The following is a 24019-nucleotide window of genomic DNA, read 5'->3' on the forward strand; positions in this document are numbered from 1 at the left end:
TAGTGCGAGAATGTGGTGAAGGGAGTCACCACAATGTCTGAAGAATTCGAACTCACGCCATCTCCTGCCGGCAGGACTGCTCGTAGCTCCAAATCTGCGAGACTCGCGCGCGACGCCCAAGAAGCGGTGGCTCGCCTGAAGGAGTCAATTGATAGCCTGCAAACGACTCTTGACGGCGCCTCGGCCAATCTAATCCGATCGCTCGAATCGGAGATTCATGTGCTCGAGTCCAAGCTAAGAGTGCTCGGGCGGGTCACTGGTCAGAAGCCCGCTAGGGCGGTCGACCTCCTACTGGACGACCTGCAGCGCGTCCATGACGAGCTTCCCGCAGCTGTCGCGTTAATCGCCGAGCGGAGCCGTGATAGGAAGTCCCTTGACGCGAAATTTGCTCGGCTAAGGGCTCTACTAGAGCAGGACGCCTGGCTCATTGATCAGATTAGACGGCCAGAGGCAATCTTCGACCCAACAGACCCGAATCTTGTGGGAAGAATGATTGCGCTGGCGCTGACCGCGCAGGCACCGTGCCCCTTTTCGAAGATTGAAGCCGACCGCTTTTATGGCGCCGGCGTCTACGCTCTCTACTATAATGGAGACTTCCCAAAATATGCCCCTCTGAAGGGTCTTCCTCATCCGATATATGTGGGAAAAGCGGACCCGGACAATCCCTCTTCAAATGACGTCGTCAAGCAAGGGGAGAGACTTTATGTTCGCTTGAGAGATCATGCCAGATCCATTCGCCAGGCCGAAAATTTGAAGCTGGATGACTTTGAGGTTAGATATTTAGTCGTGGCGGGGAGTTGGCAACGAGCTGCGGAAAACTTTCTGATTCGGTTGATGAATCCGATATGGAATCTCGAAGCAAGTATTCTTTTTGGTTTCGGAAAGCACGGCGATAGCGCGGATACTCGAGCAAATGGACGATCCCCGTGGGATACCCTTCATCCAGGAAGAGGCTTTGCGAAGGATATAAAAACCGATCAGATCCCGTTGAGCGTCATTGAGACTAGCATTGACCAACATTTTGTGCAGCACAGAATCTTCAAAAATGCGGGCGACATTTTTGAAGAGTTCATGCTAGAAATGGGGAAACTACCCGAGGTACTCCAGGACGACTTGGCGACAGCCGAATCGGCCGATGATAAGGCGGAGCGAGAGGGACATCCCGGCGAACCTACCAAGGAGCTCCCACCCCTCAGCTAAGGAGAAATTCTAGTAGTTTTGGAAAGAGAAGGCTCGCATCGCCAATCTCACATTCCCAAATGACGAGCACTGACCAACCCATTGCCTCGAGATCCGAGATTTGTTGCTCATCTCGCGCCTTATTGGCTTGAAATTTTGGAATCCAAAATTCTTGGCGTGTTTTAGGAATGCGTGATCTCGAGCACGTTCCGTGCTGATGCCAAAAGCAGCCGTGGACGAAGATCACTTTCCGTTGTGAGCTCAGGACCAAGTCCGGCCTTCCCGGCAAATCATTCACGTTGAGACGATATGTATAACCAAGGTCACGGACTAATCGTCTTACCAACAGTTCTGGCTTGGTGTTCTTCGCCCGAATTAGTGACATTCGGGCAGACCTTTGGGATGGGGAAAGCGTATCCATCGGGGCATCCGCATTGAGATGGAGATCTCAGGCAAATGGTAGGCCGTACAGGACTTGAACCTGTGACCAAAGGATTATGAGTCCTCTGCTCTAACCAACTGAGCTAACGGCCCCCTGGGGGTAATGCGCATATACGAACCCTGGCGGGTTCGCGTCTCCGGCGTTGCGCCGAAGGGGCGGATTGTAAGCACGCTCTCGCGCCCCACCACCCGCTTACTTCTGCGAAAGCGCGTTGCTCACCATCCTCGACGTGATGTCCACGATCTCGATCATCCGGTCGTACGCCATCCGCGTCGGCCCGATCACCCCGAGCGTCCCCACCACCTCGCCATCCACCTCATACGGCGCCGAAACGATCGAGAGCTCCTCCACCGGCACCACCTGGCTCTCGCCGCCGATGTAGATCCGCACCCCATCCGCCCGGCTCGAGACATCCAGCAGCCGCATCAGCTGCGTCTTCTGCTCGAACAGGTCGAACATCCGTCTCAGGCTGCCCATGTCGTGGCTGAAGTCCTGCACCGTCAGCAGGTTCCGCTCGCCGGAGATCACCATCGGCTCGTGTTCCTTCAGCCCCTGCTGCCCCACGTCCACCGCCGCGCTCATCAGCTTCGCGATCTCCCCGCGCAACTGGTCCACCTCCGACCTCAGCCGGTCCCGCACCACGTCCAGGCTCAGCCCCGTGTAGTGCGCGTTCAGCCGGTTGCTCGCCTCCGTCAGGTCCCCCTGCGTCAGGTCCTGCGCCGTGAACACCAGCCGGTTCTGCACGTCCCCGTCCGGCGACACCATGATCACCAGCACCCGCCGCTCGCCCAGCCTCAGGAATTCAATGTGATGGAACACCGCCGTCTTCCGCGGCGACGTCACCACCCCCACGAAGCTCGACAGGCTGCTCAGCAGCTGCGCCGCGTTCGCGATCACCCGCTGCGGCTGGTCCGGCAACAACTGGCTCTCGAAGCTGCCGTGCGGCATCCCCGGCTTGGCCGTCAGCAGCGTGTCCACGAACAGCCGGTACCCCCGCGCCGTCGGAATCCGCCCCGCGCTCGTGTGCGGGCTCGCGATCAGACCCAGCTCCTCCAGGTCCGCCATCACGTTGCGGATCGTCGCCGGACTCAGCTCCAGCCCCGACGCCTTCGACAGCGTCCTCGAGCCCACCGGCTGGCCATCGGCGATATACCGCTCCACCAGAGCCTTCAGCAGTGTTTTCGCGCGGTCGTCGAGCATGTTTTTCATTCTAGTGAACCCGGCAGCGCCGCCCCCGCACGCCCCCGGTCCGTACACATCCCTGTGGTGTAATTCCCCGCTATGTCCAAGCGCTTCCGTCACGTGGCCATCGTCGGAAAACCCCAGTCGCGGGGCATCCGCCCCATCCTGGAAGAGATTGCCGATTTTGTCGCCTCCCAGGGATTGGATGTTTCCCTTGAACAGGAAACCGCCGACTCCACCGGAATCACCGCCCTCCCCGCCCTGACCCACGCCGAACTCGGCACCCAGTGCGACCTGGCCATCGTCGTCGGCGGCGACGGCACCATGCTCGGCTTCGGACGCCAGGTCGCCCGCTACGGCCTCCCCCTCGTCGGCATCAACCAGGGGCGCCTCGGTTTCATCACCGACATCTCCGCCGACCAGTTCAAGGACGCCCTCGCCCCCATCCTCAACGGCGACTTCGAGATCGAACACCGCTCCCTCCTCGAAGGCGCCGTCATCCGCGACGGCGAGCAGATCTTCTCCGGCGTCGCCCTCAACGACGTCGTCGTCTCCCGCGGCGCCACCGCCGCCATGGTCGAGCTGCGCGTCGACGTCGGCGACGAGTTCGTCGCCAACATGCGCGCCGACGGCGTCATCGTCGGCACCCCCACCGGCTCCACCGCCTACGCCCTCTCCGCCGGTGGACCCATCCTCCACCCCGGCATCGCCGGCTGGGTCCTGCTGCCCATCGCCTCCCACGCGCTGTCCAACCGCCCCATCGTCCTGCCCGACTCCGGCGAGGTCCGCCTCACCATCGTCGCCGGCCGCGATGCCTCGGTGAACTTCGACATGCAAGCCCTCGCCTCCCTCCTGCACGGCGACTGCATCACCGTGCGCCGCTCCCAGCACCGCGCCCCCTTCCTCCACCCGCGCGGCTGGAGCTACTACGCCACCCTCCGCCGCAAACTCCGCTGGAACGAAGGAAACACCTGATGCTTCGCCGCCTCAGCCTGAAAGACTTCGTCATCGTCCCGGCCCTCGAGCTCGATTTCTCCGCCGGCTTCTCCGCCCTCACCGGTGAAACCGGCGCCGGCAAGTCCATCCTCATCGACGCCCTCCAGCTCGCCCTGGGCTCCCGCGGCGACGCCGCCGTCGTGCGCGAAGGCGCCGCCCGCGCCGAGATCGCCGCCGAGTTCGACCGCCCCGCCGCCCTCGCCCCCTGGCTCGAGGACGCCGGCTTCGAAGCCTCCAGCGACGGCGCCAGCGACACCCTGCTCCTGCGCCGCGTCATCGACGCCCAGGGCAAGAGCCGCGCATGGATCAACGGCGGCACCGCCACCGTCGCCCAGCTGCGCGAACTCGCCGAACACCTGCTCGACATCCACGGCCAGCACGCCTGGCAAGGCCTGACCCGCCCCGCCAGCGTGCGCGAGCTGCTCGACAGCTACGCCAGCGTCGACACCCGGCCGATGGCCGCCGCCTTCACCGAGTGGCGCCAGGCCACCGAGGCCCTCGCCGCCGCGCAATCGAAGCAGGCCGACCTGGCCCGTGAACACGAGCGCCTGAGCTGGCAGGTCACCGAGGTCGGCCGCCTCGCCCCCCACAGCGACGAGTGGGAGGAGCTCAACGCCGAACACCAGCGCCTGTCGCACGCGCAATCGCTGATGGACGCCGCCCGCGGCGCGCTCGAGCGCATCGCCGAGGCCGAGATCAACGCCGAATCGCTCACCGACGAAGCGCTGTCCGCGCTGCAGGACGTGCTCGAGTACGACGCCGGCCTGCAGGACACCGTCAACGCGCTGCTCGGCGCGCAGGCCCAGTTGCAGGACGCCGCGCACAGCCTCGGCTCCTATCTGAACGCCGCCGACCTGGACCCCGACCGGCTGCAGCAGCTCGACGAACGCGTCTCGGCCTGGGTCACGCTCGCGCGCCGCTACCGCCGCCAGCCGGCCGAACTGCCGGCGCTGCTCGAGGAATGGAAGACCGAGCTCGCGCAGCTCGACGCCGCCTCGGATCTCGACGCGCTGCAGGCCAGGCAGGCCGCCGCGCTCAAGCGCTTCCAGAAGGAAGCCAAGACCGTCGGCGCCGCGCGCGCCAAGGCGGCGCCGGCGCTGTCCAGCGCGGTGTCGCAGGCGATGCAGCAGCTCGGCATGGCCGGCGGCCGCTTCGAGGTCGCGCTGCTGCCGCAGGACGAGCCGCAGAGCTTCGGGCTGGAGTCGGCCGAGTTCCTCGTCGCCGGCCACGCCGGCAGCACGCCGCGCCCGCTCGCCAAGGTCGCCTCCGGCGGCGAGCTCTCGCGCATCGCGCTGGCCATCGCCGTCACCACCAGCCAGCAGAACAGCGGCGCCGGCACGCTGATCTTCGATGAGATCGACGCCGGCGTCGGCGGCGCCGTCGCCGAGACCGTCGGCCGCCTGATGAAGCAGCTCGGCCAGCGCGTGCAGGTCCTCGCAGTGACGCACCTGCCGCAGGTCGCCGCCTGCGCCGATCAGCACTTCCTCGTCGCCAAGGCGCTCAAGGACGGCAAGACCAACTCCGACGTCCGCCCCATCGCCGGCGAGGCCCGCACCGCCGAGATCGCCCGCATGCTCGGCGGCGAACGGCTGTCGTCGACCTCGCTCGCGCATGCGCAGGAGATGCTCGAGCTCTCCGCCCGCGCCGAGCCGGCCCAGGCCGCGAGCCCCGCCGGCGCCGCCAACAACAGCAGGAAGGTGAAACCGTGAGCGCGCCCAACACCGCCCCGGTGCCCGCGCCGCAGGCCACGCCCACCGCCACCTCGCCGCGCGGCGAGGTCGTGCTCGTCACCGGCATGTCCGGCGGCGGCAAGTCCATCGCGATGCATGCGCTCGAGGACGCCGGCTTCTTCTGCGTCGACAACCTGCCGCCGGAACTGCTGCCGCAGTTCCTGGACCTCGAACGCCAGCGCGGCTGGCGCCGCGTCGCCATCGCGGTCGACGTGCGCAGCGCCGGCTCGCTGCCGCAACTGCTGCAGCACATCAAGACCATGCGCCAGGAAGGCGTCACGCTGCGCTCGATCTTCCTGGACGCCGACGACGACACGCTGCTGCGCCGCTTCTCCGAGACCCGCCGCCCGCACCCGCTGCGCGCGCGCCAGGACGAGCCCCACGACGGCGACCTGCATCGCGCGCTGCAGGAGGCGATCGCGCTCGAGCGCGAGCTGATGACGCCGCTGCGGATGGAGTCCACCGTCATCGACAGCAGCCAGCTCCGGCCGGCGCAGTTGCGCGGTTGGCTGCGGGACCTGGTGAGGGTCAGCGGTTCATCGCTGACGCTGGTGTTCGAGTCCTTCGCGTTCAAGCACGGCGTGCCGAACGACGCGGATTTCGTCTTCGACGTGCGGGTGCTGCCGAATCCGTATTACGACCGCGAACTGCGTCCGCTCAGCGGGCGCGACGAGCCGGTGGCGGCGTATCTCGAAGGCCAGCCCGAGGTGCGGCTGATGCTCAGCCAGATCGGCGCCTTCATCGCGCAATGGCTGCCGAACTTCGCGCAGGACCAGCGCAGCTATCTCACCGTGGCCATCGGCTGCACCGGCGGGCAGCACCGCTCGGTGTATCTCGTCGAGACGCTCGCCAAGCAGTTCGCCTTCCACGGGCAGGTGCTCAAGCGCCATCGGGAACTCGACGCCCGCTGAGCGGGCCTCCTCGGACAGAAGGTTTTCCATTGGGCGCGATGGCGTCTGGCAACCACAGAGCGGTTTTCATCCGACCCGGTTGCCATGAGCCTCTTCCGTTCCCTCGTCTGTTGCTTCTCGTCCGTCGCCGCGCCGTCCCGCGAAGCGGATGCCCCGGCCATCGCGGCCCGTGACGCCCTGGCCGCCGAGATCGAAGCGGTCTTGCAGGAGGTCCTCGACCGCCTGGGCAACGGGCGCGGCACCCGTGCCGGGCGAACACTCCGGGACACCGTGGCGCAGGCGCTGACCGTCATGCGGGGACACGGCGCGCGGTCGCGGCGCGGGGAGCAGCCTCGGCCGCCATCGATGGAGCAGGCGCGCCAGTGGCTGGAAGAAGCACGCTTCGACCAGCGCATCAATCCCGAGGCCACCATGCAGTTGCTCGCAAGCCTGCGGGCCTTGGAGAAGCAGTGGCGAGGGCAGGAGCGAGAGCGAAAGCCCGAGCATTGGAGCATGCCCACTAGCGGGAAGCTCTACGAGGACCGCGTCAAGCTCGGGAAGGAGATCGAGCGGGTGGTCGCCCGTCCGGATGGCAAGGCGACGTTCAAGGAACTGCGCGCACTGGACGCTGAGCTGCAGAGCCTCAGCATCGGCTTCAAGCAGCGGCGCGCGGAGCGCGATGCGCTCATCCAATTGCGCGTGGCCGCGCAGGCCCGCGCGAATCCCTTCCGGTTCCAGACCGGCGACCGCGTGCCGCCGGACATCGCGGCGCAGGCTCGCCGGGTCCATGCTGAATTCACCGCATGGGCAACGGCTGAGCGCTTGACGCCTTATGGAGCACCATCGGGCTTGCGCACTTCCACCGCCGCTGGCCCTCACCCCGCAAGCGGGCAAGGGGGCAAGAAGAGCCGGGCGGCGCAGTAAACCCCCTCAAGCCGCGCTCGCGCCGCCTTCTTCCTGCGCCTGGTGTTCCATCTCCTGCGCCTGGTTGAACAGCAGGATCCCCAGCACCACCGACGAGAACGGCACCAGGCACACCAGCGCGATCATCCACAGCACCACGCCGCGTCCCGCGCGCCTGAGCGCCAGCCCCATGTAGACCCAGTGCGCCACCAGCGCCGCGAACAGCCCGATGCCGAACATCGCCGCCCGCGCCGGATCCACGTCATCCATCTGCGAATCGCTGATCAGGAACCACAGGCACACGCCGCTGGCCAGCAGCGCGATGAAGGCGGATTCGAGCGCGCTCTTCAGCGCGGCGGAGGGCCTGGGCAAGGCGTTCGACATGATGTCCCTGACTGTCGTGTTTGGCCGCTGCGCGGCGATCGCGCGAGCATACCGGAGCAGCCCCTCCACGAGACCGGCGGAACCCCTGAGGCAGGCGGGGCCGCTCAGTCCAGCAGCTTCTTCAGCGGCGCCGGCAAGGCGTACTCGGACAGCCGCTCCCGCGCCACCCACACGCCCTCGCCCGCCGGCCGCGTCTCGCGCGGCAGCAGCGCCCGCCGCGGATGCAGCAGCCAGTCGAAATGCGTCAGCACATGCTTGACCCGCGGCAGCATCTCCGGCGCCGCCACGCCCAGCGCCGCGCTCTGCGCCGTCAGCGCCGCCTCGTCGTCGAACAGCGGCAGCGTCCACAACCCGCCCCACACGCCCTCCGGCGGCCGCTGCTGCAGCCACACGCGCCCTTCGTGCTCCAGCCACAGCCACCAGCTCTCGCGCTGCCCGCGCTTGAGCTTCTTCGTCTTGATCGGATAGCGCGCCGGCTCGCCCTCCGCCAGCCCCTCGCACAGCGAACTCACCGGGCACAGCAGGCATTGCGGACTGCGCGTCGCGCACAGGCTCGCGCCCAGATCCATCATGCCCTGCGTGTAGGCCGGCATGTCTTCCGGCGAAGCCGGCAGCAGCGCCTGCGCCTCGCGCCACAGGCGCTTCTCCTGCGCCGACGAGGCCAGGTCCCCATCGAAGGCCAGCAGCCGCCCCAGCACGCGCTTGACGTTGCCGTCCAGGATCGCCACCCGCTCGCCGAAGCAGAACGACGCGATCGCCGCCGCCGTCGAGCGGCCGATGCCGGGCAGCTCCGCCAGCTCGGCCGCGCTGCGCGGAAAGGCGCCGCCATGCCGCTCGACCACCGCCCGAGCGCACTTGTGCAGGTTGCGCGCGCGGCTGTAGTAGCCCAGCCCGGCCCACGCGGCCATGACCTCGTCGCCGGGCGCCGCGGCCAGCGCGGCCACGTCCGGGAAGCGCTCCAGGAAGCGCCGGTAGTAGCCCAGCACCGTCGTCACCTGCGTCTGCTGCAGCATGATTTCCGACAGCCACACGCGATAGGGATCGCGCGTGTTCTGCCACGGCAGGTCGTGCCGCCCCTCGCGGCGTTGCCACGCCAGCAGCCGCGGCGCGAAATCGCCACGCACCGCGTCCACGCGGGCTCTCAGGTCGTCGTCGGTCATCGGAGTCGTTCGTTCAAGCTGGCTGGCGGATGGACGGCCGGCCGCGCGCCGCCGGGCTTTCCCCGTCTCATCGCTTCTGGCACACGGGGCAGAAGAAGGTCGAGCGCTGCCCCTGCACGATGCGCCGGATCTTGGTGCCGCACTGGCGGCAGGGCTCGCCCTCGCGGCCGTACACCCGCGCCTGCATCTGGAAGCTGCCCGCCACGCCGTGCGCGTCCTTGAAGTCGCGCAGCGTGCTGCCGCCGGCCTCCAGCGCCTCGCCCAGCACCTGCCGCAGCGCCGCCGCCAGCGTCGCCGCGCGCGGCCGGCTGAGCTTGCCCGCGGCCACGCGCGGATCGACGCCCGCCAGGAACAGCGCCTCGCATGCATAGATGTTGCCCGCGCCGACCACCACGTCGCCGGCCAGGATCGCCTGCTTCACCGCCACGCGCCGGCCGCGGAAGCCCTCATGCAGATAGGGGCCGTGGAATTCGATGTCGAAGGGCTCCAGCCCGATGCGCGCCAGCAGCTTGGCCGCCGGCTCCACGTCCAGGCCGTCCGACCACACCACCGCGCCGAAGCGGCGCGGATCGGTCAGCCGCAGCACGCCGCGGTCGGTGACCAGGTCGAAGTGATCGTGCGGGCCGGCCGCGGGCGGCTGCTCGCGGAACGCCAGCGAGCCCGACATGCCCAGGTGCATCAGCAGCCCGCCGCCCTCCTCGTCCGGATGGCCGGGCTGCTCCCCGGTGGGCTCCAGCGGCAGCCACAGGTACTTGCCGCGCCGCTGCGCCTGGCCGACCCGCCGTCCGATCAGCCGCTGCGCCGCCACGCCGAGCGGCCAGCGCAGCGGTTTCCCCAGCCGCACGTCGAGCACGCGCGCCCCCGCGATGGCCGGGGCAAAACTTCGTCGTGTAACTTCAACTTCCGGTAACTCGGGCATCCCCGGATCATAGGCGCGGCCTTGCGCTGCCCCTCCTAGAATGGTCCACGGCCTGCCCGCCAGGCCCCCCAGGACAGTTCAGGAGTCTCCTCATGCCCGCCCTCGTGCGCCACCCCCGGTGGCTCTTCGCCGCCCTCGCCCTGAGCTGCGCCGCCCACGCCCGCACCGCCCCGCCCAGCGAGGCCGCGCCTCCCTCGGCGGCACCCTCGGCGCCCGCCGCTGCGGACGCGCCCGCCTCCGCCGCCTCCGAGCCGGTCGTCAACTCCGACCTCGACGCGCCGATGTTCTATCAGCTGCTGGTCGGCGAGCTCGAACTGCAGGGCGGCCAGCCCGGCGTCGCCTACCAGGTGCTGCTGGACGCCGCCCGCCGCGGCAGCGACGAGGACCTGTTCCGCCGCGTCGTCCAGATCGCGCTGCAGGCCCGCGCCGGCGACCAGGCGGTGATCGCCGCGCGCGCCTGGCGCGACTCGGTGCCGACCTCGCTGGAGGCGCACCGCACGCTGGTCCAGTTGCTCGCGCTGCTGAACCGCCCGGCCGAGGTGCCGCCGGTGCTGCGCTCGCTGCTGGTGCTGACGCCGGCCGACAGCCGCGGCTCGGTGGTCGCGTCGCTGCCCGGGCTGTTCCAGCGCAACCCCGAACCGGCGCGCGTGCAGGAGGCCTTCGAGCCGATGCTGCGCGAGGCCGCCGCCAAGCCCGAGACCCGCTTCGCCGCGCTGCTGGTGCTGGCGCAGTTCGCCAAGAACGCCGACAACTACGAGACCGCGCTGGTCCACGTGCGCGCCGCGGCCAAGGACTTCCCCGATCGCGAGGAGCCGCTGCTGATGGCGCTGGAGCTGCTGCCGCGCCGCCCCGAGGCCGAGGCCCTGATCACCGCCGAGCTGCAGGCCCATCCCGACAAGCAGTCGCTGCGCCTGGCCTACGCGCGCGCGCTGGCCCGCGCCCAGCGGCCCGGCGACTCGGCGCGGGAGTTCCGGCTGCTGACGCAGGAATCGCCCGACGAGCCCGGCCACTGGCTGGCGCTGGGCTCGCTGGAGCTGGACCTGCAGCATCCCGACGCCGCCGAGGACGCGCTGCAGCGCTACTTGAAGCTGGTCGACAAGCCGGCCGCGTCGACGCTGGCCGAGCGCGCCATCGCCGCCGCCGGCCTGGACCGCGCCGACAAGGAAGCCAGGCTGCAGGGGCAGCTGCTGCTCGCGCAGGCGGCGGAGATGCGCGGTGACTTCAAGACCGCCGAGAAGCGCCTGGCCGGCCTCGAGGCCGCGCCGGGCAACCTCGACATCGCCTACCGCCGCGCCTCGCTGCTGGCGCGCCAGGGCAAGCTCGACGAGGGCCGCAAACTGCTCCAGCAACTGCCCTCCGAGCGCGATCAGGACCGCCGCGCCCGCGTGCTCGCCGAGTCCCAGCTGCTGCGCGAGAACAAGCAATGGCAGGCCGCCTACGACCTGCTCGGCCAGGCCATCGAGAAGGCGCCCGAGGACGCCGACCTGCTCTACGAGCAATCGATGATGGCCGAGAAGCTGGGCCGCGCGCAGGAGATGGAGGCGCTGCTGCAGAAGGTGATCCAGCTCAAGCCGCAGCACTACCACGCGTACAACGCGCTGGGCTACTCGCTGGCCGATCGCAACGAGCGGCTGCAGGAGGCGCGCGACCTGATCTCCAAGGCGCTGAGCTTCGCGCCGGGCGAGCCCTTCATCGTCGACAGCATGGGCTGGGTGGAGTTCCGCCTGGGCCGCCTCGGCGAGGCCGAGCGCCTGCTGCGCCAGGCCTACGGCTCGCGGCCCGACGCGGAGATCGCCGCCCACCTCGGCGAGGTGCTCTGGAACGCCGGCAAGCAGGACGAGGCGCGCAGACTCCTGGCCGACGCCGCCCGCCGCGATCCGCGCAACGAGGCGCTCCAGTCCGCGATGCAGCGCCTGCAGGTCCGCCCCTGATGCGGCGGCGGCAGTTCAACGGCGGCGCGCTCGCCGCGCTCGCCGGCCCGGCGGTGCTCGCGGCGGCGGCGCTCGGCGGCTGCAGCTCGGTGACCAAGGCCTCGGACGCCGAGGCCGCCGCGCTCGCCAACGCGCCGCGGCTGACCGGCAAGTTCGGACTGATCGTGCCGCCGTCCGCCGGTCAGCGCGGACAGAACGTCAATGCCAGCTTCGAGCTGCTCGGCGATCCGCGCCGCGGCCAGCTCGAGATGAGCAGCCCGATGGGCAGCCTGGTCGCGCGCGTGAGCTGGCAGCCGGGCTCGGCCTGGCTCAAGACGCCCGACGGCGACCGCGCCTACGACGACATCGACGCGCTCACGCAGGAGCTGCTCGGCGAGCCGCTGCCGGTGCAGGCGCTGTTCGACTGGCTGCGCGGCCGCCCCTGGCCGCAGGCGCCGTCGCGCGCCGCCGGCGAGCAGGGCTTCCAGCAGCTCGGCTGGCAGGTCGACCTGCGGCGCTTCGCGGACCAGTTGATCTCCGCCCAGCGGCTCAATCCGAACGGACCGGAGCCGCTGGCGACGCTGCGGCTGAAACTCGACGCGGCCGCCACGCCCTGATCCTTTCAGCGCCTCGCCGCCAATATCCACAAAATATCGCGGGGCATTTTTCGAGCAGTTTTCACGGGGGAATCACGGGCAGTTTGTCAATCGCACGCGCGCCGCCCTCGAAACTCCCGCGAACCCGGCGGCATACTCCCCCGCCATGTCGACGTCCATGACCTCTTCCGCTCCCGCGGCGCCGCTGAAGGCGCTCTACGACGTGCCGGCGCCGGCCAAGCTCAACCTGTTCCTGCACGTGGTCGGGAAGCGGCCGGACGGCTACCACTTGCTGCAGTCGCTGTTCGTGCTGATCGACTGGGCCGACACGCTGCACTTCGAGCGCCGCGCCGACGGCGCGCTGCATCGTCATGACCAGGGTGACGCGCTGCCGCCGGACGACCTCTGCCTGCGCGCCGCGCGGGCGCTGCAGCAGGCCAGCGGCTGCGCCTTCGGCGCCGACATCCACATCGAGAAGCGGCTGCCCTCGGGCGCGGGCATGGGCGGGGGCTCTTCCGACGCGGCCAGCACGCTGCTGGCGCTGAACCGGCTCTGGGGGCTGAACTGGCCGCGCGAGCGGCTGCTGCCGATCGCGCTGAAGCTGGGCGCGGACGTGCCCTTCTTCGTCGGCGGGCGCAATGCCTTCGTCGAGGGCATCGGCGAGCTTCTGACGCCCATCGAGGTGCCGGAACTGCGCCTGGCGGTCGTCAAACCGGCGGTCAGCATCGGCACCAAGGAAATTTTTTCGAGCCCCCTGTTGCAAAGGTCAAAAAGCGTGGCTATAGTAGCGGGCTTTCCTGCAGCGAACGGCAAACGCAGCGAAGAACTCCCGGAAACTGGATTTACGGGTTTTCACAGCAACGAAGCCAATAGCTCGGGTGAACGCAAGGACAGTATGTCTGGCGATCACCAAACGCCGGAAATACTCGTGCAGCAGCTGTACGAAGGATGGGGCAGAAATGATCTGCAACCGCCCGCCGAAGCTGCCAGCCGCGAAGTATCGACAGCGCTTGAATGGTTGCAAACCCGCTACGAAAATTCTCGGATGACGGGTTCAGGCAGTGCAGTTTTTGCTATAGTTCAGCCCTCGCCGAACGCGACACAAAGCGCGGAGCGGCACGCAAAGCAAATCGCGATGCGGGAAATTGACAAGGTCACCGGCCTGGAGAGCAATCTCAAGGCGACACCGGAAGGCGAGTTCTCGGAACTGCCGGACGGTTGGGTCGGAAGGATGTGTCGCAGTCTGACGGTTCATCCCCTGCGGGGTTGGGCGGCGGATTGAAGGTTGTAGGGTGTTGTTCCACGAACAATGTCCTGTGTAGGGGAGTCGCCAAGTTGGTTAAGGCATCGGATTTTGATTCCGACATGCGAGGGTTCGAGTCCTTCCTCCCCTGCCAAATTCTCAGTTAGTTCAATCCGGGACCCGCTGGGTTGGCCACCGGGCCATAAATCTAAGGATGGCCCGCTGTGCTGCTCAATACCGTCCTCTTCACGGGTAACGCAAACCCGTCCCTCTCCAAAGAAATCGCCACGCATCTGGGCCTTGAGCTCGGCAAGGCCGTGGTCGGTCGGTTTTCCGACGGTGAGGTGGCTGTCGAGATCCAACAGAACGTCCGCGCCCGCGACGTCTTCGTGGTCCAGCCCACCTGCGCGCCGACCAACGAAAACCTGATGGAGCTGCTCATCATGGTCGATGCGTTGAAGCGCGCCAGCGCGCGCCGCATCACGGCCGTGATCCCCTACTTCGGTTATGCGCGCCAGGACCGCCGTCCGCGTTCGACGCGCGTGCCCATCTCGGCCAAGGTCGTGGCCAACCTGCTGGAGACCGTCGGCGTCGAGCGCGTCCTGACGATGGACCTGCACGCGGACCAGATCCAGGGCTTCTTCGACATCCCGGTCGACAACATCTACGCCTCGCCGGTGCTGCTGTCGGACCTGAAGGCCCGCAACTACAGCGACCTGGTGGTCGTGAGCCCCGACGTCGGCGGCGTGGTGCGCGCCCGGGCGCTGGCCAAGCAGCTGGGCTGCGACCTGGCCATCATCGACAAGCGCCGCCCGGCCGCCAACGTCTCGGAAGTGATGCATGTCATCGGCGAGATCGACGGCCGCAACTGCGTGATCATGGACGACATGATCGACACCGCCGGCACGCTGGTGAAGGCGGCGGAGGTCCTGAAGGACCGCGGCGCCAAGAGCGTCTTCGCGTACTGCACGCACCCCATCCTGTCGGGCCCGGCGATCGAGCGCATCGCGGGCTCGCATCTCGACGAAGTCGTCATCAGCAACACGATCCCGCTGTCGGAGGCCGCCAAGGCCTGCGGCAAGATCCGTCAGCTGTCGGTCGCCTTCCTGTTCGCCGAGACCATCCGCCGCATTTCGGACGGCGAATCGGTGACCTCGTTGTTCTCGGAGCAGAACAACAACTTCTGATCACAAGCGTTCAGGCCGCGGTCCGCGAGGACGGCGGCCTTTTCACGAAGGCACCTGGTCGCGGGGCCTTCATCCGCGGCGTCAATGGTGGCGCCGCGTCCATCTGGAGATTGATATGAAATTCGTCGCTTTCGAGCGCAAGCTGCAGGGGACCGGAGCGAGCCGCCGCCTGCGTCACGCCGGCAAGGTTCCGGGCATCGTCTACGGTGCCGGCGAGCCGGCCCTGGTCGAGCTGGACCACAACGCGCTGTACCACGCCATGAAGAAGGAAGCCTTCCACAGCTCCATCCTCGACATGGAAGTGGACGGCAAGGCCACGCAAGTGCTGCTGCGCGACTATCAGATGCACCCGTACAAGCAGCAGGTGCTGCACGTGGACTTCCAGCGCGTCGACGCCACGACCCGCATCACCAAGAAGGTGCCGCTGCACTTCGTGGGCGAAGCCGAATCGCCGGCCGTCAAGACCGACAAGGGCACCGTCAACCACGTGCTGACCCAGCTGGAAATCACCTGCCTGGCGCAGCAGCTGCCTGAGTTCATCGAAGTCGACCTGAGCGGTCTGACGATGGGTCACTCGATCCACGTGAACGACCTGAAGCTGGCCGATCACATCAAGATCGTCACGCACGGCAAGCCGAACCCGGTCGTCGCGACCCCGGTGCCGCCGGTGGTGGAAGAGATCGTCGTCGCCGCCGCTCCGGCGCCGGAAGCCGGCAAGAAGAAGGGCAAGAAGTAATTTCTTGCCCAGCGGACGCGGACCTGACGAGGACCGCGATCCGCGCGGGAGTTCCCGTTGGAACCCCCTCCAAGGAAGGCCCCGCTCGCGGGGCCTTCTGCTTTTGGGCTGGCCACTGATAATTCCGCTCCATGATTCGTCTCTTTGTCGGCCTGGGCAATCCCGGCCCTGAATACGAGGACACCCGCCACAACGCCGGGTTCTGGTGGATAGCCGCGCTGGCGCGCGGCCTGAAGGTCACGCCGCAGCTGAACACGAAGTACCACGGCCTGGTGGCGCGGGTGAACGACGCGCCGGGCGCGTCCGGCCCGATCTGGCTGCTGCAGCCGATGACCTACATGAATCTGTCGGGCAAGTCGGTGGCGGCGCTGGCGCGCTTCTTCAAGATCGAGCCGGAGGAGATCCTCGCGATCCATGACGAGCTCGAGATTCCGCCGGGCGAGTTCAAGCTCAAGCAGGGTGGCGGCAATGCCGGCCACAACGGCCTGAAGGACATGCAGGCCCAGCTGGGCAGCGGCAACTTCTGGCGCCTGCGGCTGGGCATCGGTCATCCGGGCCACAAGGGCGAGGTGGCGGGCTATGTGCTGCGCAAGCCGCCGGTGGCGGAGCGCCAGGCCGTCGAGGACTGCATCGGCAAGTCCCTCGAGGCCTTCAAGCTGATGACCGCCGGCGACATGGCCAAGGCCGTGGCGCTGCTGCATGCGAAGCCGCCGCGGCCCAAGCCGCCCAGACCGGCCACCCTGCCCCCGAAGCCCGGCGCAGTTGCCGCCGACGCTGCTCCCGCCACGTCCTCGACCGCGAGCGCCAGTTCGCCGTCGACCTCACCCTCGAATTCGACCGCGCCTCCCCCGGCGCCCCCGACCTCCGGAGACTGACATGCCGCCTCGCGCCGCCCCGATCCTGACGACTGTGTTCCTGGTCCTCATGTTCGGCGCGGCGCACGCGCAGCGGACGCCGCCCGGCCCGCCGGCGCAGGATGCGCCGCGCACCTATCACCGCTGCGGCCCGCAGGGTCAGGACTTGCGCGATGGCCCCTGCCCCGACGGCCAGGGCCGCGCGCTCGAGCTGCCGAAGGACGAGGTCGATCCGAAGGCCGCGGCCGACGCCCGCCGGCGCGCCGCCGCCGAGTCCCGCGAGCTCGCCGCGCGCCAGCGCGAGCGCGAGCGGCTCGCCGCGGCGGCGCCGCCGCCCGCCGCGGGCATCGACGGCCGATTGGCGGCCCAGCAGGCGGCGACGCGCCCGTCCAAGCCAGCCGATCCGAAGAAGCCCAAGCCCAAGGATCCGAAGCAGCCGCCGAAGAAGAAGCCCAAGGTGCCGAAGTCGCCGGAGCCCTCGCTGCCGCCGACGCCGACCACGAAGACCACCAAGGTCGCCAAGCCGTCGAAGGCGCCCAGGTCTCCCAAACCGCCAAAGTCAGCCCAGGAGCCCAAGGCGGGCAAGGCGCGGACAGGCGGCGAGGCCAGGTCTCGCTAGAATGCGCGCCGTTGGTGCTCGCGCGGACATTGCGTCCGTGCAGTTAAACGGGAATCAGGAAGCCGGCGCGTCCCCGAGGCGCTCGCCAACCTGAGCTGTCCCCGCAACGGTAAGTGGCCGCCGGCCGCGCGACCGGGATCCTGATGCAGGAGGCCCGGTTCGCCGCCGGCACTGCCTGTCCCCGTGTCCACTGGCGCGCGAGCGCTGGGAAGGATGCAGGCAGCGGCCACCAGCCCGGATACCGGCCAACAGGTGGTGCCTTCCGGCCGATCCCGATGAATCGGGACGCCGCCGGCGGTGCCGTTTCCTCAGGCGTCCTGCGGGTGAGCAGGATCCTGAACCGTCGTTGGTCCGCTCCTCATGCTTCCGTTCGTCTCGCGCGCGCGCCTGGCTGCCCGCTCGCTGCTCGTCCTCACGCCGATCGCCTTCGCCTCGGCCGTCTCGGCGCAATCCGCGCCCTCCTCCACCGCCCGTCTCGACGACGTCACCGTCACCGGCTCGCGCAGCCCGATGAAGCTGTCGGACATCGCCGCGGACCTGACCGTCATCGACCGCGACACCATCGAGCGCCAGGGCTTCGGCAATGTCGCCGCGCTGCTGCGCAACGTCGCCGGCCTGCAGATGACCAGCAACGGCGGTCCGGGCAACACCACCTCGGTCTTCGTGCGCGGGGCCGAGACGCGCCACACCGTCGTCCTCATCGACGGCGTGCGCATCGACGGCCAGTCCACCGGCGGCGCGCGCTGGGAGAACCTCCCGCTGTCGCTGATCGAGCGCGTCGAGGTCCTGAAGGGGCCGGCCAGCGCGCTCTATGGCTCCGACGCCATCGGCGGCGTCGTGCAGATCTTCACCCGTCAGGGCAGCGGCCCGGCGCGTTGGGAATTCGGCGTGGGCGGCGGCAACCTGGGCCAGGCCAAGGCGGATGTGGTCGTCAGCGGCGGCAGCGCGGTCTTCGACTACGCGGCCTCGCTCGCGGTCGACCGCGGCACCGGCTTCAATGCCTACACGCGCACCGACAACAAGAGCTACAACCCCGACCGCGACGGCTGGCGCAACTACAACGGCAGCCTGCGCCTGGGCGGCCGCGTGGCCGACGGCCAGCGCCTCGAGTTCCTCGGCCTGAAGAGCCGCAGCGACGTCGGCTACGACGCCGGCAAGAACGCCGACGACCGCGGCATCACCGAAACGCTGGCCGCCAGGCTCAGCCTCAAGTCGACCTGGTCCGAGGCGCTGTCCTCGCAGCTGTCCGCCGGCCAGTCCGAGGAGAACTACGAGACCCGGCCCAGCGCGCCCTACCTCTCGAAGACGCGCATCCGCAGCGTCTCGCTGCTGGGCTTCTACCGGTTCAACGACCAGCACCAGCTCAACGGCGTGCTGGAGCGCCGCGAGGACCGCCTCGTCAACGCCGACCTGCTGGCCGGCGGCAAGGACACGCGCAGCCAGAACGCGATCGGCCTGAGCTACCTCGCCACGCTGGGCGCCTTCAGCCTGCAGGCGCACGGCCGGCATGACGACGACAGCGAGTTCGGCGGCATCGACACCGGCAGCCTCGCGGCCGGCTACAAGCTCGGCGGCGGCTGGCGGGTCACGGCCTCGGCGGGCAATGCCTTCCGCGCGCCGACGCTCTACCAGCGCGGCAGCATCTACGGCCCCGACACGTCCAAGCCGGGCGTCGAGGCGCTGCGGCCCGAGCGCGCCCACAACCGCGAGGCGGGCCTGGCCTGGGGCCAGGGCGGCTTCGACTTCGCGGTCACCACCTTCCACAACCGCGTCACCGACCTGATCGCCTTCGGCGCGGCGGGCAGCTGCCACGCGACGCTGGGCTGCTACACCAACGTCGCGCGGGCGCTGCTCAAGGGCACCAGCCTCAAGGGCGGCGCGCCGCTGGGTCCGGTGCGGCTCAGTGCCACGGTTGACTTCCTCGATCCCACCGACGCCCGCACCGGCCTGGTCCTGCAGCGCCGCGCCCGGCGCTTCGGCACCTTGCGCGCGGAGACCGCGCTCGGTGCCTGGACGCTGGGGGCGAACGTCGTCGGCTCGGACCAGCGCTTCGACGATGCGGCCAACAAGACGCGCCTGGCTGGCTACGGCCTGCTCAATCTCGACGCGCAGTTCGCGGTCGCGAAGGACTGGCGCGTGCAGCTCAACGTCGACAACGCCTTCAACCGCGCGTATCAGACGGCGAACTACTACCAGCAGGCGCCGCGGACCTGGTTCGTCTCGCTGCGCTACACGCCGTCGCTGTAAGGTCGCGGCATCGCCCACCGGCACCCCACCGCCACGGAGACCCGCATGCCCGCTCATCACCTGATCGTCGGCGGCCAACGCAGCGGCAAGTCGCGCCACGCGGAGCGCCTCGCGCTGCGCTGGGCGCGCTCGCCGGGCCACCAGGTCGCCGTCATCGCCACGGCCCAGGCGCATGACGACGAGATGCGCGATCGCATCGCCCGCCACCGCGCCGACCGCCCGGCCGGCTTCGACACCGTCGAGACGCCGCTGCGGCTGTGCGACGCGCTGCGGGCGCAGTCCTCGCCGCGCCGGCTGCTGGTCGTCGACTGCCTGACCCTCTGGCTCACCAACTGGCTGATGCCGATGGACGGCGCGCCGCGTCTGGACGACTGGCGCGCCGAATGCGCGGGCCTGCAGCGCCTGCTGCCGCAGCTCGCCTCGCCGGTGGTCTTCGTCTCCAACGAGGTCGGCTGGGGCGTCATGCCGATGGGACGCGACGTGCGCGCCTATGTCGACGAGCTCGGCCGGCTCAACCAGCTCGTCGCGCGCCAGTGCGGCGGGCTGACCCTGATGGTGGCCGGCCAGCCGTGGACGCGGCCGGTGGTCGACGCGGAGAACCTGCAGAACCTGGAGTGCGACGAATGAATCCGATGGACCTCCTGCCACGCGCGCCGCGCGTCTTCGGCGTCCTGGGCGTGGCGGGCGTCGCGGGCGCGCTGGCCATGGCGCTCGCCGCCACGACCGCGACCGCCGCGCCGATCGCGCTGAAGGACGATCGCGGCCATGCCGTCACGCTGCCCGCCGTGCCGCAGCGCATCGTCAGCCTGCTGCCCTCGCTCACCGAGACCCTCTGCGAGCTCGGCGACTGCGCCAAGGTCGTCGGTGTCGACCGCTTCTCCAACTATCCGGCGTCGGTGCAGAAGCTTCCGCGGCTTGGCGGCCTGGACGACACCAGCATCGAGGCGCTGGTCGCGCTCAAGCCGGACGTCGTCCTGCTGGGCGTCTCGGCGCGGGTCATCGACCGGCTCGAAGGGCTGGGGCTCAAGGTCGTCGCGCTCGAGCCCAGGAGCATGGCCGACGTCCAGCGCGTGCTGGGCAAGGTCGGCCAGATCCTGGGCAAGGAGGACGACGCGCGGCGCCTGTGGAACCGCATCGACGGCCACATCGCGCAGAGCGCCGCCACCCTGCCGCCGGGCGCGCGCGGTCTCAGCGTCTATTACGAGGTCGACGCCGGTCCCTACGGCGCGGGCACGGCCTCCTTCATGGGCGAGATCCTCACGCGGCTGGGCGCGAAGAACATCATCCCGGCCGAACTTGGCCCCTTCCCCAAGCTCAATCCGGAATTCATCGTCCGCGCCGACCCGCAGGTCATCATGGTCGGCCAGCGCAATGCGCCGGGCCTGCCGCAGCGGCCGGGCTGGCAGGCCATCCGCGCGGTCAAGAACCAGCGCCTGTGCGTCTGGATCCCGGCCGAGTCCGATGTCCTCGTGCGTCCCGGCCCGCGCATGTCCGAAGCGGCCGCGCTGATGGCGCGCTGCCTGCGCGACGCCGCCATCGGCCCGGTGCCGCTGCCCACCGTCCCCTTCAACGCCCCGCCCGGAGGCATGCGCTGATGCACGCCATGACCGGCCGCACGCTCGCGCAACTCGTCGCGCTGCTCGCGCTCGGCGCGGTGCTGCTCGCGCTGGGCCTGGCCATCGGCAGCATGGGCTGGAGTCCCTGGACCGATGGCGGCGACACCATGCGCCTCATCCTCTGGGACATCCGCGCGCCGCGCTCGATCGGCGCCTGGCTCGCGGGCGCGCTGCTCGCGCTCGCCGGCGCCATCGCGCAGGGCCTGTTCCGCAACCCGCTCGCCGATCCCTACCTGCTCGGCTGCTCCGCGGGCGCCTCGCTCGGCGTCGCCGCGCTGCTCTTCGTCATGGGCGTCTCACCGGCCGCGGCCGCGCTCGCGCTGCGCGTGGGCATGACGGGCGCCGCCTTCGTGGGCGCCATCGGCGCCGTGCTGCTCACGCTGGTCCTCGCGCGTGGCGTCACGCAGAGCCTGCGCCTGCTGCTCGCGGGCGTCGTCGTCGGCGTCGTGCTCGGTTCGGGATCGGCGCTGCTCACTCTCATGAACCCTGACATCCTGCGCGCCATGCAGGCCTTCATGCTCGGCAGCACCGGCTACGTCGGCTGGAGCGCGGTCCAGGTCATGGCCGCCTCGCTCGCGCTGTGCCTGCTGGTCGCGCTGGGCAGCAGCCGCGCGCTGGACGCGCTCACGCTTGGCGAGGACACCGCGCGCTCGCTCGGCCAGCGGCTCACCCTCATCCGCCTGCTGCTCATCGCGGCGCTCTCGCTGGCCACCGGCGCGGCCGTCGCGCAATGCGGCCTCATCGCCTTCGTCGGCCTGGTCGCGCCGCACCTCGTGCGCAGCTGGGGCCCCACCACGCATGGCGCGCTGCTGCTGCTCTCGCCGCTCACCGGCGGCGCGCTGCTGCTCGCGGCCGACATCGCCGCGCGCTGGGTCATCGCGCCGCAGGAGCTGCCGGTGGGCATCATCACCGCGCTGCTCGGCGGCAGCTACCTGCTGTGGCTCATGCACCGGCGCAAGGCCCACTTCGGCGGCCCCGGAGGCGCGCGATGAACGACGCCGCCCGCTTCACCGCCGGGCGCGATGCCACCGGCACGGCGCCGGCCATCGATCTCGGCCACGTGCCCGCGCTGCGCATCGAATTGCGCTCGCTCTCGCTGGGCCCGCGCGAGGTCCTGCGGCCGCTGACGCTCGCGCCGGCTCCCGCCGCCTGGACCGCCGTCGTCGGTCCGAATGGGGCCGGCAAGTCGACGCTGCTGCGCGCCATTGCCGGGCTGCTGCCTTTCGACGGCGCGCTCACGCTCGACGGCAGGCCGTGGTCCACGTGGCCGGCCAAGGAGCGCGCGCGCCATGTCGCGTGGCTCGGCCAGAACGAAACGGCCTCCGACGACCTCACCGCCTACGACGTCGCCATGCTGGGCCGGCTGCCGCATCAACCGTGGCTCGCGCCGGCGAGCGCCGCGGACCATGCGGCCGTCGAGCACGCCATGCGCCAGACCCAGAGCTGGGATTGGCGCGAGCGCGCGCTCGGCAGCCTCTCCGGCGGCGAGCGCCAGCGCGTGCTGCTGGCGCGGGCGCTGGCGGTGCGCTCCGGCGTGTTGCTGATGGATGAGCCGCTGGCTCACCTGGACCCACCGCACCAGAGCGACTGGGCGCGGCTCGTGCGCGAGCGGGTCGCGAGTGGTGGCGCGGTCGTCAGCGTCCTGCATGAACTCAATGTCGCGCTGCAGGCCGACATGCTCGTCGTGATGGATGACGGCCGCATCGTCCACCAGGGACCGCCTGACGATCCGGCCACGCATGACGCGCTGCAGCGCGTCTTCCACCACCGCTTGTTGATCCTGCAGGTGCAGGGCCGGTGGGTGGCGCTCAATGCTTGAAGGAACGATGTCATGACGGGCTGTCCTGCCTTCCTCATCAGCGCGCCGGCCTCGGGCCAGGGCAAGACCAGCGTCACCGCGGCGATCGCGCGATCCGCGCGCCGGCGCGGCTTGCGTGTGCGCGTCTTCAAGACGGGCCCGGACTATCTGGATCCGATGGTCCTGGCGCGCGCGAGCGGGCACACCGTCTATCAGCTGGATCTCTTCATGGGTGGCGAGGCGCATTGCAGGCAACTGCTCGACGACGCGTCAAAGGCGGCTGACCTGATCCTCGTCGAGGGTGTGATGGGTCTCTTCGATGGCAAGCCGAGCAGTGCGGATCTGGCTGCGGCTTTCGGTCTGCCGGTGATTGTGGTGTTGGATGCTTCGGCGATGGCGCAGACCTTCGCGGCCTTGGCGACGGGCCTCGCTCGATTCCGTGATGACATCGACGTTGCGGGTGTCGTCGCGAACCGCGTGGGCAGCGACGCGCACGCCCGCATGGTCGCCGAGGGTCTGCCCGAGGATCTTCCGTTGATTGCAGCGCTCAAGCGCGACAACGATCTCTCCTTGCCCGAGCGCCACCTCGGTCTCGTCCAGGCGCTGGAGCTCCCCGCGCTCGACACCCAGCTGGATGCCTGGGCTGATGCCTGGGATCTCGGCGCGCGGCTGGGTGTATCGGAGACCGGCGACCGGGTCCCCCTTTTTGGAACTCAAGGAGGGAATTTGCTTGCCGGCAGGCAAGCAAAGGAGGGAGATGGAAAAAAGGGGGGCCCGGTTGACGGTCTCGTGCTCGGTCGCCGATTGGCGGACTGCCGCATCGCCGTCGCCAGCGATGCCTGTTTCTCCTTCATCTACCCGGCCAACCTCGATCTCCTGCGCGATCTTGGTGCCGAGGTGCGGGAGTTCAGTCCGATCGCGGGCGAGGATCTTCCCGAGTGTGATGCGCTGTGGTTACCTGGCGGCTACCCCGAGTTGCATGCGCAGGCGCTGCGATCGCATCCGCGTTTCTTCGCGGACCTGAAGGCGCACCTGGCGGCCGACAGGCCTTTGCTGGCCGAATGTGGCGGCATGCTGGTGCTGCTTGACGAGTTGAGCGACAGCGAAGGCGCTGCTCATCCGATGGCTGCCTTGATGCCAGGCCGAGCCGCGTTGCAGAAGCGTCTGGCCGCGCTTGGCCTGCAGGCCGTTGCCTGGCCCGAGGGCGAGCTGCGCGGCCACACTTTCCATTACTCCACGATGGACACGCCGCTCGTGCCCATCGCCACCGCGCGCAATCCCAATGCCGGCCGCGCGGCCGAGGCGCTCTATGCCTGCGGCCCGCTGCGCGCGAGCTATGTCCATCACTACTTCCCGTCGAACCCGGCCGCCATCGCCGCGTTCTTCGGCGGTGAGTCCGTGTCCGAATCCCATTCCAGGAACTGAGTC

Annotated in this window: 23 protein-coding genes, 2 tRNA genes, 1 pseudogene and 1 riboswitch; of the genes and pseudogenes, 20 read left to right on the forward strand and 6 right to left on the reverse strand. The window is 69.2% G+C overall.

The window, feature by feature from the left end; translation table 11 throughout:
- Window positions 1–33: 33 nt before the first annotated feature.
- A complete protein-coding gene (locus tag ACEN96_RS23545) occupies window positions 34–1200 on the forward strand; it encodes an Eco29kI family restriction endonuclease (RefSeq protein ID WP_495585453.1) in 1167 nt (388 codons plus the stop codon).
- Here the strand turns inward: ACEN96_RS23545 and ACEN96_RS23550 are convergent.
- The 3 genes from ACEN96_RS23550 to hrcA all read right to left on the reverse strand — a co-directional run bounded on the left by ACEN96_RS23550 (window position 1193) and on the right by hrcA (window position 2821).
- Window positions 1193–1600 carry a very short patch repair endonuclease gene (locus ACEN96_RS23550; protein WP_495585454.1) on the reverse strand — a complete coding sequence of 136 codons (408 nt, stop codon included), beginning with the start codon at window positions 1598–1600 and terminating at the stop codon, window positions 1193–1195. The genes ACEN96_RS23545 and ACEN96_RS23550 overlap by 8 nt on opposite strands.
- Before the next feature lie 36 nt (window positions 1601–1636).
- Window positions 1637–1713, reverse strand: a tRNA-Ile gene (locus tag ACEN96_RS23555).
- A gap of 100 nt (window positions 1714–1813) precedes the next feature.
- Window positions 1814–2821 carry a heat-inducible transcriptional repressor HrcA gene (gene hrcA / locus ACEN96_RS23560; RefSeq protein WP_495585455.1) on the reverse strand — a complete coding sequence of 336 codons (1008 nt, stop codon included), beginning with the start codon at window positions 2819–2821 and terminating at the stop codon, window positions 1814–1816.
- 81 nt (window positions 2822–2902) lie between these two features.
- Between hrcA and ACEN96_RS23565 the strand changes: the two genes are divergently transcribed.
- The 4 genes from ACEN96_RS23565 (at window position 2903) to ACEN96_RS23580 (ending at window position 7343) form a co-directional block, all read left to right on the forward strand.
- The gene (locus ACEN96_RS23565) at window positions 2903–3778 is read left to right on the forward strand and encodes an NAD kinase (RefSeq protein ID WP_495585456.1); all 876 of its coding nucleotides are present in this window, start codon (window positions 2903–2905) and stop codon (window positions 3776–3778) included.
- Entirely contained in the window at window positions 3778–5508 is a 1731-nt protein-coding gene (gene recN / locus ACEN96_RS23570) for a DNA repair protein RecN (protein ID WP_495585457.1), read from the forward strand. Before ACEN96_RS23565 ends, recN begins: the two co-directional genes overlap by 1 nt.
- A 20-nt stretch (window positions 5509–5528) precedes the next feature.
- Window positions 5529–6440: an RNase adapter RapZ gene (rapZ, locus tag ACEN96_RS23575; RefSeq protein ID WP_495588670.1), complete on the forward strand. Its 912-nt coding sequence runs from the start codon at window positions 5529–5531 to the stop codon at window positions 6438–6440.
- Window positions 6441–6524: 84 nt separating this feature from the next.
- Entirely contained in the window at window positions 6525–7343 is an 819-nt protein-coding gene (locus ACEN96_RS23580) for a hypothetical protein (RefSeq protein WP_495585458.1), read from the forward strand.
- Between the two features lie 6 nt (window positions 7344–7349).
- Here ACEN96_RS23580 and ACEN96_RS23585 read toward each other — a convergent pair whose 3' ends face one another.
- From ACEN96_RS23585 to mutM, 3 genes are all read right to left on the reverse strand, one after another.
- Window positions 7350–7706 carry a hypothetical protein gene (locus ACEN96_RS23585; RefSeq protein WP_495585459.1) on the reverse strand — a complete coding sequence of 119 codons (357 nt, stop codon included), beginning with the start codon at window positions 7704–7706 and terminating at the stop codon, window positions 7350–7352.
- Between the two features lie 104 nt (window positions 7707–7810).
- A complete protein-coding gene (mutY, locus tag ACEN96_RS23590) occupies window positions 7811–8866 on the reverse strand; it encodes an A/G-specific adenine glycosylase (RefSeq protein WP_495585460.1) in 1056 nt (351 codons plus the stop codon).
- 67 nt (window positions 8867–8933) lie between these two features.
- A complete protein-coding gene (mutM, locus tag ACEN96_RS23595; protein WP_495585461.1) occupies window positions 8934–9785 on the reverse strand; it encodes a bifunctional DNA-formamidopyrimidine glycosylase/DNA-(apurinic or apyrimidinic site) lyase in 852 nt (283 codons plus the stop codon).
- 92 nt (window positions 9786–9877) lie between these two features.
- Here mutM and ACEN96_RS23600 point away from each other — a divergent pair, with 92 nt between their 5' ends.
- The 15 genes and pseudogenes from ACEN96_RS23600 to ACEN96_RS23670 all read left to right on the forward strand — a co-directional run bounded on the left by ACEN96_RS23600 (window position 9878) and on the right by ACEN96_RS23670 (window position 24016).
- Entirely contained in the window at window positions 9878–11716 is a 1839-nt protein-coding gene (locus tag ACEN96_RS23600) for a tetratricopeptide repeat protein (protein ID WP_495585462.1), read from the forward strand.
- Window positions 11716–12312 (forward strand): outer membrane lipoprotein LolB, encoded by a 597-nt coding sequence (locus ACEN96_RS23605; protein WP_495585463.1) that lies wholly within the window; start codon window positions 11716–11718, stop codon window positions 12310–12312. Before ACEN96_RS23600 ends, ACEN96_RS23605 begins: the two co-directional genes overlap by 1 nt.
- A gap of 157 nt (window positions 12313–12469) precedes the next feature.
- Window positions 12470–13093: pseudogene (gene ispE, locus ACEN96_RS23610) on the forward strand (4-(cytidine 5'-diphospho)-2-C-methyl-D-erythritol kinase); the annotation flags it as partial.
- 93 nt (window positions 13094–13186) lie between these two features.
- Window positions 13187–13573 carry a hypothetical protein gene (locus ACEN96_RS23615; RefSeq protein WP_495588671.1) on the forward strand — a complete coding sequence of 129 codons (387 nt, stop codon included), beginning with the start codon at window positions 13187–13189 and terminating at the stop codon, window positions 13571–13573.
- Window positions 13574–13611: 38 nt separating this feature from the next.
- A tRNA-Gln gene (locus ACEN96_RS23620) sits at window positions 13612–13688 on the forward strand.
- Between the two features lie 70 nt (window positions 13689–13758).
- Window positions 13759–14721 (forward strand): ribose-phosphate pyrophosphokinase, encoded by a 963-nt coding sequence (locus ACEN96_RS23625; RefSeq protein WP_495585464.1) that lies wholly within the window; start codon window positions 13759–13761, stop codon window positions 14719–14721.
- A 115-nt stretch (window positions 14722–14836) separates the two neighbouring features.
- Entirely contained in the window at window positions 14837–15457 is a 621-nt protein-coding gene (locus ACEN96_RS23630; RefSeq protein WP_495585465.1) for a 50S ribosomal protein L25/general stress protein Ctc, read from the forward strand.
- A gap of 131 nt (window positions 15458–15588) precedes the next feature.
- Window positions 15589–16332 (forward strand): aminoacyl-tRNA hydrolase, encoded by a 744-nt coding sequence (gene pth / locus ACEN96_RS23635; RefSeq protein WP_495585466.1) that lies wholly within the window; start codon window positions 15589–15591, stop codon window positions 16330–16332.
- A 1-nt stretch (window position 16333) separates the two neighbouring features.
- The gene (locus ACEN96_RS23640) at window positions 16334–16930 is read left to right on the forward strand and encodes a hypothetical protein (RefSeq protein ID WP_495585467.1); all 597 of its coding nucleotides are present in this window, start codon (window positions 16334–16336) and stop codon (window positions 16928–16930) included.
- A riboswitch (cobalamin riboswitch) is annotated at window positions 16926–17194 on the forward strand. It overlaps the preceding gene by 5 nt.
- Before the next feature lie 96 nt (window positions 17195–17290).
- The gene (locus ACEN96_RS23645) at window positions 17291–19177 is read left to right on the forward strand and encodes a TonB-dependent receptor plug domain-containing protein (protein ID WP_495585468.1); all 1887 of its coding nucleotides are present in this window, start codon (window positions 17291–17293) and stop codon (window positions 19175–19177) included.
- A gap of 45 nt (window positions 19178–19222) precedes the next feature.
- Window positions 19223–19804, forward strand: a complete 582-nt coding sequence (gene cobU / locus ACEN96_RS23650) for a bifunctional adenosylcobinamide kinase/adenosylcobinamide-phosphate guanylyltransferase (protein ID WP_495585469.1) — start codon at window positions 19223–19225, stop codon at window positions 19802–19804.
- Between the two features lie 5 nt (window positions 19805–19809).
- Window positions 19810–20772, forward strand: coding sequence for an ABC transporter substrate-binding protein (locus tag ACEN96_RS23655; RefSeq protein ID WP_495585470.1), 963 nt, complete (start codon window positions 19810–19812; stop codon window positions 20770–20772).
- Entirely contained in the window at window positions 20772–21785 is a 1014-nt protein-coding gene (locus ACEN96_RS23660) for a FecCD family ABC transporter permease (protein ID WP_495585471.1), read from the forward strand. Before ACEN96_RS23655 ends, ACEN96_RS23660 begins: the two co-directional genes overlap by 1 nt.
- The gene (locus ACEN96_RS23665) at window positions 21782–22612 is read left to right on the forward strand and encodes an ABC transporter ATP-binding protein (RefSeq protein WP_495585472.1); all 831 of its coding nucleotides are present in this window, start codon (window positions 21782–21784) and stop codon (window positions 22610–22612) included. The genes ACEN96_RS23660 and ACEN96_RS23665 overlap by 4 nt, the downstream gene beginning before the upstream one ends.
- 12 nt (window positions 22613–22624) lie before the next feature.
- On the forward strand, window positions 22625–24016 hold the full coding sequence (locus tag ACEN96_RS23670) for a cobyrinic acid a,c-diamide synthase CobB (protein ID WP_495585473.1): 1392 nt from the start codon (window positions 22625–22627) through the stop codon (window positions 24014–24016).
- The last annotated feature ends 3 nt before the right edge of the window (window positions 24017–24019 follow it).

Source organism: Roseateles sp. Mitsp63 (genome assembly GCF_059491535.1).